At 71.5% G+C, this 10,832-nt stretch carries 11 protein-coding genes; 7 read left to right on the forward strand and 4 right to left on the reverse strand.

Translation table 11 applies throughout. From position 1 onward, the window contains the following. Positions 1 to 2 precede the first annotated feature (2 nt). From pseH to BO64_RS02180, 3 genes are read right to left on the reverse strand one after another with little or no spacing between them, the layout of a single operon-like run. A complete protein-coding gene (pseH, locus tag BO64_RS02170) occupies positions 3 to 578 on the reverse strand; it encodes a UDP-4-amino-4,6-dideoxy-N-acetyl-beta-L-altrosamine N-acetyltransferase (RefSeq protein WP_496401631.1) in 576 nt (191 codons plus the stop codon). Beyond that, entirely contained in the window at positions 575 to 1,657 is a 1,083-nt protein-coding gene (pseI, locus tag BO64_RS02175; protein ID WP_496401632.1) for a pseudaminic acid synthase, read from the reverse strand. The genes pseH and pseI overlap by 4 nt, the downstream gene beginning before the upstream one ends. A 35-nt stretch (positions 1,658 to 1,692) precedes the next feature. Then, positions 1,693 to 1,845 (reverse strand): glycine zipper domain-containing protein, encoded by a 153-nt coding sequence (locus tag BO64_RS02180; RefSeq protein WP_496401633.1) that lies wholly within the window; start codon positions 1,843 to 1,845, stop codon positions 1,693 to 1,695. 44 nt (positions 1,846 to 1,889) lie between these two features. Between BO64_RS02180 and trxB the strand changes: the two genes are divergently transcribed. Together trxB and BO64_RS02190 are read left to right on the forward strand one after the other, a co-directional pair. Then, positions 1,890 to 2,891, forward strand: a complete 1,002-nt coding sequence (trxB, locus tag BO64_RS02185; protein ID WP_496401634.1) for a thioredoxin-disulfide reductase — start codon at positions 1,890 to 1,892, stop codon at positions 2,889 to 2,891. 34 nt (positions 2,892 to 2,925) lie between these two features. Continuing rightward, complete coding sequence (locus BO64_RS02190) at positions 2,926 to 3,417, forward strand: GNAT family N-acetyltransferase (RefSeq protein WP_496401635.1); 492 nt, start codon at positions 2,926 to 2,928, stop codon at positions 3,415 to 3,417. Here BO64_RS02190 and BO64_RS02195 read toward each other — a convergent pair. After that, a complete protein-coding gene (locus BO64_RS02195; RefSeq protein ID WP_496401636.1) occupies positions 3,390 to 4,508 on the reverse strand; it encodes a cell wall hydrolase in 1,119 nt (372 codons plus the stop codon). The genes BO64_RS02190 and BO64_RS02195 overlap by 28 nt on opposite strands. Before the next feature lie 242 nt (positions 4,509 to 4,750). Between BO64_RS02195 and BO64_RS02200 the strand changes: the two genes are divergently transcribed. From BO64_RS02200 to BO64_RS02220, 5 genes are all read left to right on the forward strand, one after another. Beyond that, the gene (locus BO64_RS02200) at positions 4,751 to 6,760 is read left to right on the forward strand and encodes an ATP-binding protein (RefSeq protein ID WP_496401637.1); all 2,010 of its coding nucleotides are present in this window, start codon (positions 4,751 to 4,753) and stop codon (positions 6,758 to 6,760) included. A gap of 162 nt (positions 6,761 to 6,922) precedes the next feature. Beyond that, complete coding sequence (gene nadA / locus BO64_RS02205; RefSeq protein ID WP_496401638.1) at positions 6,923 to 8,008, forward strand: quinolinate synthase NadA; 1,086 nt, start codon at positions 6,923 to 6,925, stop codon at positions 8,006 to 8,008. 69 nt (positions 8,009 to 8,077) lie between these two features. After that, the gene (locus BO64_RS02210) at positions 8,078 to 9,598 is read left to right on the forward strand and encodes an L-aspartate oxidase (protein ID WP_496401639.1); all 1,521 of its coding nucleotides are present in this window, start codon (positions 8,078 to 8,080) and stop codon (positions 9,596 to 9,598) included. After that, positions 9,595 to 10,437 (forward strand): carboxylating nicotinate-nucleotide diphosphorylase, encoded by an 843-nt coding sequence (gene nadC, locus BO64_RS02215; RefSeq protein WP_496401640.1) that lies wholly within the window; start codon positions 9,595 to 9,597, stop codon positions 10,435 to 10,437. Before BO64_RS02210 ends, nadC begins: the two co-directional genes overlap by 4 nt. Positions 10,438 to 10,495: 58 nt before the next feature. After that, on the forward strand, positions 10,496 to 10,741 hold the full coding sequence (locus tag BO64_RS02220) for a DUF3297 family protein (protein ID WP_496401641.1): 246 nt from the start codon (positions 10,496 to 10,498) through the stop codon (positions 10,739 to 10,741). The last annotated feature ends 91 nt before the right edge of the window (positions 10,742 to 10,832 follow it).

The raw sequence follows: 10,832 nt of genomic DNA on the forward strand, positions 1-10,832 counted from the left end.
CCTTACGGCGCGTCCGGCAGTTCCGCCGGGTCCACGTCCTTCTCGCGCAGGCGCGCCTCGATGGCCGGGCGCGCGGCCTCCCAGTCGGCCCGCAGCATCCCCAGGCCCACCACGTCCTGGAACCGGCCGCCCTTGCAGACATGCTCGCGGTAGCAGGCCTCGCGCTTGAAGCCGAAACTCTCGTGCAGCTTCCAGACCGCCTCGTTCTCCAGCAGCACCTCGCACCACAGCTTGTGGAAGCCCAGGGTCTCGAAGACGTGGCGCAGGACGATGTACTCCACCTGGGCCCCCACGCCCCGGCCGCGGGTCGACGGCTCAGCCAGGTAGTAGGCCCAGTCGCAGCGGCGGATGATCGGGTCGATCTTGGCGAGATTGGCCAGGCCCACCGGCTCGCCGTCCAGCTCGATGATCCAGTAGCGGCGGTCCTCGGCCGTGAGGGCCGCGGCCAGCCAGCGGTCATGCTCGGCCTGGCTGATCTTGTGGTCGGTGTACATGTAGGCCGCGACATCGGGCGAGTTGCGCCAGCCCAGCAGCCGGGCGCTGTCCGCACGCTCCATCTCGCGAAGCCTGACCGTCATGTCGTCAGCATGTCCCCGATCATGTCCCACGCCAAGGGCTCGCCGCGGCGCAGGTCCCGCGCCGCCGGCCGCCCCAGCACCGCGTCCAGTGCGGCGGGCGGCAGGCCGTCCCCGGGCCGGATGGAGCGCACATTGGCCCGGGTCAGCGGCTCGCCCGCCTTCACATCCGCCGCCACATAGAGCGAGCGGCGGAACTGCACGTTCCCCCGCTCCGAGCCCACGAGGTCGTACTGGGCCCGGCCCAGCGCTCGCCAGGCCGCCTTGCAGTCGCGGACCAGGGCCGTGAACTCCGCCGGCTCCAGGCTGAAGGCCGCATCGGGCCCGCCGTCGGCCCGGGCCAGGGTGAAGTGTTTCTCGACGACGCTCGCTCCCAGGGCCACCGCCGCCACCGCCGCCGCCGTCCCCAGCGTGTGGTCCGACAGGCCCACCGGACAGCCGAACCGGCTCGCCATGTCCGGCACGGTGCGCAGGTTGGCGTCCTCCAGCGGGGCCGGATAGCTCGACACGCAGTGCAGCAGCACCACGCCCGGCGCCCCCGCCGACAGCGCCGCATCCCGCGCCGCCTCGATCTCCGCAAGGTTCGCCATGCCGGTGGAGATGATCAGCGGCCGACCCTTGCCCGCGGCGTAGCGGATCAGCGGCAGGTCCACCGCCTCGAACGAGGCGATCTTGAAGGCCGGGGCGTTCAGGCCGGCCAGCAGATCCACCGCGGCCTCGTCGAAGGGGCTGGAGAACAGCATCACCCCTCGCGCCCGCGCCCGCTCGAACAGGGCCGGGTGCCATTCGTAGGGCGTCTGGGCCTCCTGGTAGAGGTCGTAGAGGCTGCGCCCGTCCCACAGCCCGCCCCGGATGCGGAAGGCCGGGGCGTCCACATCCATGGTGATGGTGTCGGCGGTGTAGGTCTGAATCTTGATGGCGTCGCAGCCCGTGGCCGCCGCCGCGTCGATCATCTGGAGCGCCCGCTCCAGACTGCCATTGTGGTTGCCCGACAGCTCGCAGATGACGAACGGCTCATGGCCGGCGCCCACCTTGCGGCCGCCGATCTCGACCTCCGGGCCGGCCTGCGGATGACTCGACATGCCCCATCCTACGCCCGACGCGCCTGAAAGGCCCGTTAACCCTTCCGCCCCTTGTCGCCGCCGAGGGCCAGGCTGAGGGCGATCCCCAGGGCCAGACCGACCCCGATCCCGCTGGCGATGTTGTCCATGGCCGCTCCGATGACCACGCCGATGGCCAACCCCGCCCCTATGCCGATCCCCAGCTTCATGCTTGCCCCGTGCAACGCTCCAGAATCCCACTTACATAGGGCCCATGTCCGATCCCCGTTCCGTCCGCTGCCTCATCATCGGCTCCGGCCCCGCCGGCTACACCGCCGCCGTCTACGCCGCCCGGGCGCTGCTGAAGCCCGTCCTGATCCAGGGCATCCAGCCCGGCGGCCAGCTCACCATCACCACCGACGTCGAGAACTATCCGGGCTTCAAGGACGTCATCCAGGGCCCCTGGCTGATGGAGCAGATGCAGGCCCAGGCCGAGCATGTGGGCACCGAGATCGTCAACGACATCGTCGTGAAGGCGGACCTGTCCCAGCGGCCGTTCCGGCTGGAGACCGACAGCGGACAGGTCTGGCTGGCCGAGACCCTGATTATCGCCACCGGAGCCCAGGCCAAGTGGCTGGGCCTGGAGTCCGAGCAGAAGTTCCAGGGCTTCGGCGTCTCGGCCTGCGCCACCTGCGACGGCTTCTTCTACCGCGGCAAGAACGTGGTGGTGGTCGGCGGCGGCAACACCGCCGTGGAGGAGGCCCTGTTCCTCACCAACTTCGCCGCCAAGGTCACCCTGGTCCATCGCCGCGACGAGCTGCGTGCCGAGCGCATCCTGCAGGAGCGCCTGTTCAACCACGAGAAGATCGAGGTCATCTGGGACAGCGCCATCGACGAGGTGGTCGGCGAGACTGATCCCATGGGCGTCACAGGCGTACGCCTCAAGAACGTCAAGACCGGCGAGACCCGCGAGATTCCGGCCGACGGCGTGTTCATCGCCATCGGTCACGCGCCCGCCTCCGAGCTGTTCAAGGGCCAGCTGGAGATGGACGCCTCGGGCTATCTGAAGGTGAAGCCCGGCACCGCCTCCACCGCCATCAAGGGCGTCTACGCCGCCGGCGACGTCACCGACGACGTCTATCGCCAGGCGGTCACCGCCGCTGGCATGGGCTGCATGGCCGCCCTCGAGGCCGTCCGCTTCCTCGCCGAAGAGGACCACAAGAAGGCGCACCATCCCATCGGCCACGCCGAGGCGCAGAAGATCGGCGCCTGGTAGGACGAGCGCCGGACCACAGGTTAAACTCGGCCGCGTGATCCGCTACGCCCGTCCCACCGACCATGCCGCCATCGCCGAGATGGTGATCCAGGCCTTCGACGGCGACGCCGAGGCCCGCCTGGTCGAACGCTTGCGCGCCGACGGCGACGCCCTGTTCGAGCTGGTCGCGGTCGACGACGACGGCCGCCTGGTGGGCCACATCCTGTTCAGCCGCCTCTGGGCCGACCGCTACGAGATGTTCGCCGCTCTCGCGCCCCTGGCCGTGCGGCCCGGCGTTCAGCGCCGAGGGTTCGGCTCGGCCCTGGTCCGCGCCGGCCTTGAAAGCGCCCGCGAGTTCGGCGCCAGCGGCGTGCTGGTCCTGGGCCATCCCGAGTACTACCCCCGCTTCGGCTTCTCGGCCGAGGCGGCCCAGCGGGTGAAGAGCGTCTATGCGGGCAGTCCGGCCTTCATGGCCCTGGCCCTGGAGCCCGGCGCCTTCGACGAGCCTCTGAACGTCGCCTACCCCGACGCCTTTTCGGTGGTCTGAGCCGGCGCCGCCGGAGCTTCTAGGGCGCGATCGAAAGCCTCCAGCTTCTCGTTGATCTGCCGGATCTCCTCGGCCGTGGCCGTGCGCCGGGCGGGCATGATCGTCCCCAGCACCCGCGTCCGCTCGCCGCCCGAGGCGGTGGGATCGGCCACGGTGTAGGTGCGCACCTCTCCGGCCACGGCCAGGGTCACCTTGCGCTCGGCGGGCACGCCCTGTTTTTCCGGCGACAGCAGGCCGCCCTGGGTGCGCGGGTCCACCCCGCCCAGCACCGCCGGCGACAGATAGGCCTCGCGGCCGGCGTAGCGGTCGGTGAAAGCCGCCGGTTCGCCCCAGGGGCCGGTCCAGCGGTAGAAGATGTGCGCCCCGACCTTGGTCATCTTCACCAGGGTCGGCGCCCAGTACGGGACCACATAGTCGGCGTGGTAGTGGGTCGCCGAGCCCACATGCTTGGCCACATGACCGTTCAGCGCCCGCTCGGCCACCCGCTGGGCCTGCCGCCACAGCGCCGGCTCTGGCGCCCAGCGCAGCGACCCGTCGCAGGTAAAGGTGAACTGGCAGCCGGTGGCCCGGGCGGAGCCCTGATAGACCACGCCGCACACCGACTTCGGATAGGCCGGATGGCGCACCCGGTTCAGCACCACCTGGGCCACGGCCTCCTGGCCCAGGCCCGGCTCCCGGGCCGCCTCGTAATAGACCGCCTCGGTCAGGCACTGCAGGGCTCGCCGGCGGTCCTCGCCGCTCGCCTTCAGCACGAAGGGCGGCATCGGCCGGATCGGCAGGTCGGAGATCGGGCGCAGGGCGTTCAACTCGGCCGCTGTCTGCCCCTGCGCCGTCAGGCCCAGGTCGGGGACCTCGTCAATGTCCAGGCTGGCCCAGCCCTCGGGCCGGTTCCACAGGTCGGGCCGGCGCAGGCCGGGATCATGCCTGAGGGCCAGGGCGCGCATGGCCGGATCCATGCGGGCGGCGATCCGTGCCAGGGTCGCCTCCGAGAGATCGCCGGAGGTCAGATGCGCGGTCAGTTGCGCCGAGGCCCGCCCGTCCGGGATCGGATTGGGCGCGCAGGCGGCCACGGCCGCGCCGAGGCCCATCATGGCCAGGGCGCCCGCTCCGTTCCGTATGCGGCGTCGCGTGATCAGGGCATCCCCTCGCATCGAGCGGTGGCATATAGGCCTCGACCGGCGTTCTTTGGACCCCGGCCGGGCGAAAAAGTGGTCCCTGCGGCATTAAGCTTTCGTCAGGCCCCGCCGGGAACCCGTTAGGGTTGCGAAGCTTTCCCTCCGCCCACATTGTCTTGGGCGGCCCGCCCCGGGGCCGCTTCCACTCGGGGTCTGGCATGCACCTTTCGGAGTGGCCGCTACGCCTGGTCCCTCGGCGCTCGCCGCCGGTCTGGATGTCGCTCGCCATCTGCGTGGCGGCGCTGGGCGCGGGCATGGTCCTGCGCGGCCTGCTCCTGGGGTTCCAGCACGCCGGCGGGCTCGGCTCCACCACCCTGCCGGCCCTGATCCTGATCTGCGTTTACGCCGGCCCTCGCTTCGGCTGGGGCGCCTTCCTGCTTTCGCTGCTGATCGGCAGCGGCCTGTTCCCCATCGTCCAGCCCTCCGGCGCCACCCACATCTCGGTGGTGGCGATGTTCGCCCTGTCCGGCGCCATCACCCTCGTCTTCTCCGGCGCCCTGCGCGAGGCCCTCCTGCGCCTGGAAGAAGCTGGCATCGCCCAGGAGCGCGCCCGCCGCGCCTCGGCCGATTCCGAAGCCCGCTTCCGGCTCCTGGCCGACAGCGCCCCGATCCTCATGTGGATCAGCCGCGCCGACGGCAGCCGCGAGTTCGTCAACCGCACCTATGTGGAGTGGCTCGGCCTCTCCTACGAGGAGGCCCTGGCCTTCGACTGGCGCAGCATGCTCCACCCCGACGACCTGCCCCGCGTCCTGGAACAGCAGGCCGAGGGCGAGACCTCCCGGCGGCTGTTCACCCTGGAGGCCCGCTACCGCGTGGGTGACGGGGAGTACCGCTGGATCCGCTCGGTGTCCCAGCCGCGCTACACCCCCGACGGGGTGTTCGACGGCTTCATCGGCGTCGGTTTCGACATCAACGACGCCCGCCGGGCCGAGGCCGACCTCAAGCGCATCAACGATCTCCTGGCCGAACGCATCGAGGCGGCGCTGGACGAGCGCGACCAGGCCGAAGCGGCCCTGCGCCGGGCCCAGAAGCTGGAGGCCGTGGGCCAGCTCACCGGCGGCGTCGCCCACGACTTCAACAACCTGCTCACCGTCATCATCGGCGCCCTCGACATGATGCAGCGCCATCCGGACGATCCCGTCCGCCGCGACCGCATGATCGAGGCGGCCCTGGGGGCGGCCCGGCGGGGCGAGCGCCTGACCCAGCAGCTCCTGGCCTTCTCCCGTCGCCAGGCCCTCAAGCCCGAGGCGGTCTGCGCCGATGAGCTCCTCGACGAGGCCGAGCCCCTGCTGCGCCGGGCGGTGGGCGAGGCCGTCACCCTGACGGTCGCCCCGGGCGCCCCCGAGGCGGTGGTCTATGTGGACCCCGGCCAGTTCGAGGCGGCGGTGATGAACCTCGTGGTCAACGCTCGGGACGCCACCCCCGCCGGCGGCACGATCCGGGTCGAAAGCCGCGCCCTTCGCCTCGCCGCCGGCCAGCTCGAGGACCTGGCGCCGGGCGAGTATCTCTGCGTCGCCGTGCACGACACCGGCTGCGGCATGGACGAAGTCACCGCCGGCCGGGTCTTCGAACCCTTCTTCACCACCAAGGCCCCCGGCAAGGGCACCGGCCTTGGCCTCTCCCAGGTCTATGGCTTCGCCCGCCAGAGCGGCGGGGCCGCGGCCATCGAGAGCGCCGCAGGCAAGGGAACCACCGTGCGCATCTTCCTGCCCCTCATCGAGGCGTCCGCCGCCGGTCACGCCGAGGACCAACGGCCGCATGCGGCCGAGGCCCCTTCTCTGCGCGTCCTCCTCGCTGAGGACGACGCCCAGGTGGCCGAACTGGTGGAGACCCTGCTCTCGGACCTCGGCCACCGGGTCACCCGCGCCCCCGACGCCGCCTCGGCCCTGGCGGCGCTGAAGGCCGGTGCGCCGGCCGACCTGCTGCTCACCGATCTCATCATGCCGGGGGACATGAACGGGGTGGACCTCGCCCATGAGGCCGTGCGCCTGCGGCCCGGCCTGCCGGTGATCCTCTCTTCGGGCTACACGGGCGAAGCCGCCGGCGCCGCCGACGGCGCCCCCTGGCCCCTGCTGCGCAAACCCTACGGCGCCGAGCAGCTGGCCGAGGCCATCGCCGATGTCCTGCCCAAGACGCCGGGGCCCGCCCGGGCGCCTGAGACAACCTGACGGGCATTTAGCGAATCGTCCTTGCGCCCGCGCGTCACGGCGCTATATCTGGAATGACAGTTTTGCTCGGATTGAGCAAAAGTCTCCGCAGTCCGCGCCTGGGTCCGCCGGCGCGTTTTTGAAGGCCTCAGTAATGCTCATTTTGAGCATAAGGAGGATCGGATGGCCGCCGACGGATTCCAGTTCGACTTCACCCCCGAGGTCGAGGCCCTGACCCGCCCCGCATGGGAGAAGGTCAAGCGGCACGTCACCCCCATGGAATGGCGCCGCCATGCTCCGCTGATCGCCGAGATCAACCGGCTCAAGCGCGAGAAGGACGCGGTCATCCTCGCCCACAACTACATGACCCCCGAGATCTTCCACGGGGTCGGCGACTACGTGGGCGACAGCCTGGGCCTCGCCAAGGAAGCCGCCCGCTCGGACGCCAAGGTGATCGTCCAGGCCGGCGTCCACTTCATGGCCGAGACGTCCAAGATCCTCAGCCCTGAAAAGCGCGTCCTGATCCCGGACCTGCGCGCCGGCTGCTCCCTGGCCAGCTCCATCACCGGGGCCGACGTGCGCCTGATCAAGCAGCGCTATCCCGGCCTGCCGGTGGTCACCTATGTGAACACGACCGCCGACGTGAAGGCCGAAACCGACATCTGCTGCACCTCCGCCAACGCCGTGCAGGTGGTCGAGGAAGCCGCACGTCAGTGGGGCGTCGACCGGGTGATCCTGATCCCCGACGAATTCCTAGCCCGCAACGTCGCCCGCCAGACCGACATCGGCATCATCGCCTGGAAAGGCCGCTGCGAGGTGCATGAGCGCTTCACCGCGGCCGACATCCTGGAGATCAAGGCGGCCTATCCGGGCGCGGAGGTCCTGGCCCACCCGGAATGCCCGGCCGAGGTGCTGGAGGTCTCCGACTTCGCCGGCTCCACCGCGGCCATGAACGACTATGTGCTGCAGAAGAAGCCCCGGCGGGTGGTGCTGATCACCGAGTGCTCCATGGCCGACAATGTCGCGGCCGATGCGGTGGACACCGAGTTCGTGCGGCCCTGCAACCTCTGCCCGCACATGAAGATGATCAGCCTCGAGAACATCTACGAGGCTCTGGTCAATGACCGCTACGAGGTGACCGTCGACCCCGCGGTGGCCGAGCGCGCCCGTCTGGCCGTCCAGCGCATGGTCGACCTACCGCCCCCGGCCCGTCCGGCCCGCTACGATCTGGTCAAGGCCCGCCACCATGTCGACGTGGAGCTGATCTGATGGCCCCGTTCCGCCAGGGCCGGGCCTCTCCGCCCCGTCCTCCGAAGCTCCCGAAGGAAGCGAAGTAGGATGGCCGAGCGCCTCCGCCACGACGGCGTGGTCGTGGTGGGCGCGGGCCTGGCCGGTCTCACCGCCGCGCTCGCCGCCGCGCCTGCCCGCGTCCTGCTGCTCACCGAGGCGCCGCTGAACTTCGGCTGCTCCTCGGCCTGGGCCCAGGGCGGCATGGCCGCCGCCCTCTCGCCGGACGACTCCCCCGCCCTGCACGCCGCCGACACCGTGGCCGCGGGCGCGGGCCTTGTGGACGAGGCCATGGCCCGGCTGCTGGCTGAGGAGGGGCCCGCCGCCGTCCGCGCCCTGGCCGACCTCGGCGCACCCTTCGACCGCACCGCCGACGGCGCCTTCGCCCAAAGCCTCGAGGCCGCCCACGGCAAGCCCCGGGTCGCCCGGGTGAAAGGCGATCAGGCGGGCCGCGCCATCATGCAGGCGGTCACCGTCGCCGCCCTGGCCGCCCCCCACATCCAGGTCCGCACCGGCGCGAAGCTCACGGGCCTGCTCCAGGCGCCCGACGGCCGCATCCGCGGCGTGCTCGCCGAACTCGACGGCCGCCCCACCGAGATCCTCGCCCGCGCCGTAGTTCTGGCCACCGGCGGGATCGGCGGCCTCTACGCCGTCACCACCACGCCCGCGGAGCTGAAGGGCGAGGGCCTGGGCCTCGCCGCCCTGGCCGGAGTCGTCATCGCTGACCCCGAGTTCGTCCAGTTCCATCCCACGGCGATCGACATCGCCCGCGATCCCGCCCCCCTCGCCACCGAGGCCCTGCGCGGCGAGGGCGCCCTGCTGGTGAATGGCGCCGGCGAGCGGTTCATGCCCAGCTATCACCCCGCCGGCGAACTCGCCCCCCGGGACGTGGTCGCCCGGGCCATCCACGCCGAGCGCGCCGCGGGCCGGGGCGCCTTCCTCGACGCCCGCGAGGCGGTGGGCGAGCACTTCCCGGACGAATTTCCCACCGTCTTCGCGGCCTGCATCTCGGGCGGCGTCGATCCGCGCCGCCAGCCGATCCCGGTGGCCCCGGCGTGCCACTACCACATGGGCGGGGTCGCCACTGACGCCGACGGGCGCACCTCCCTGCCCGGCCTGTTCGCCGCCGGCGAATGCGCCGCCACCGGCGTCCACGGCGCCAATCGCCTCGCTTCCAACTCGCTACTGGAGGCCGCCGTCTTCGGCGCCCGCGCTGGCCGCGCCGCCGCCGCCGAACCGGGGGCCGAGGGCGCCTTCGAAGCGGTCTCCGCCCCGCCCCTGCCGCTTGAGGCGCTGCAGCGGCTGCGCGAGGCCATGAGCCGCCATGCCGGCGTCGTCCGCGACGCCGAGGGCCTGGCCGCCCTCCTCGCCGAGATCGCCGCCCTGGAAGCCGCCCACGGCCGCGCCGCGTCCCTCGTGGCCGCGCGCCTGGTGGCCGGCTGCGCTCTGGAGCGCCGGGAGAGCCGCGGCGGCCACTTCCGGACCGACTTCCCCGACGCCCTGCCGCCCGCCCGCACTTTCGTCACCCTGGCGGACCTCGACCGCCGGGCCCTCAGGTACGCCGCCGAATGATCGAACCGCTCCCCGACCTGCTGATCCAGCCCATCGTCCGTCAGGCCCTGGCTGAGGACCTGGGCCGCGCCGGCGACGTCACCGCCCAGGCCTGCGTGCCGGCCGACGCTCAGCTATCCTGCACCTTCGGAGCCCGCCGGGGCGGAGTGGTGGCGGGCTTGGCCTGCGCCCGCCTGGCCATCGCCGAACTCGATCCGGCCGCCGTCTTCACGCCCCACGCCCACGACGGCGAGGTGGTGGCGGCGGGCGCGGTCCTCGCCGAGGTGCGCGGCAATGCCCGCGCCATCCTGTCGGCCGAGCGCACCGCCCTGAACCTCCTGGGCCGCCTCTGCGGCGTCGCCACCCTCACCCGCGACTACGTCGCCGCCGTCGCCGGAACTCACGCCCGCATCACCGACACCCGCAAGACCACCCCGGGCCTGCGGAGCCTCGAGAAGTACGCCGTCCGCTGCGGCGGCGGGGTCAACCACCGCTTCGGTCTCGACGACGCCATCCTCATCAAGGACAACCACGTCGCCGCCTGCGGGTCGGTGGGCGAGGCCGTGCGCCGGGCCAAGGCCTTCGCCGGTCATCTGATGAAGGTCGAGGTGGAGGTCGACAGCCTCGATCAGCTGCACGAGGCCCTGGCCGAGCGGCCCGACGTGATTATGCTCGACAACTTCAGCTTGGCCGACATGGCCGAGGCGGTCCGCATCGTCGCCGGCGCCGTCACCCTGGAGGCCTCTGGGGGCGTCACCCTGGAGACCGTCCGCGCCATCGCCGAAACCGGCGTCGACATCATCAGCGTCGGCGCCCTCACCCACTCGGTGAAGGTCCTGGACATCGGCCTCGACGCCTGACGCGGCGGGGCGCGGCCCCGCCTTGAACCTTGGCGCGCTCTGTGCGACCTCGCGCGCCATGAGCGACAAGACCGATACCCCGCCCGACCGCCTGTCGGTGGACCCGAACAGCCCCTACTACGACGCCGAGGTGCTCGCCCGGAACGTGGGGGTGCGCTTCAAGGGCCAGGAGAAGACCAACGTCGACGAATACTGCGTCAGCGAAGGTTGGATCCGCGTGACCGCCGGCAACGCCCGCGATCGCCGCGGCAATCCCCTGACCATCAAGCTGAACGGCCCGGTCGAGCCGTACTTCCGCGACTAGGTTCTGAACTCATAAAGCTTGCTGGCTGGGGCGACGCTTGATTCAAGGCTTCCGAAAGGAGCCTTGAAATGGCGCGCTACGATCTGAGCGA

Source organism: Phenylobacterium composti DSM 19425, from assembly GCF_059568645.1.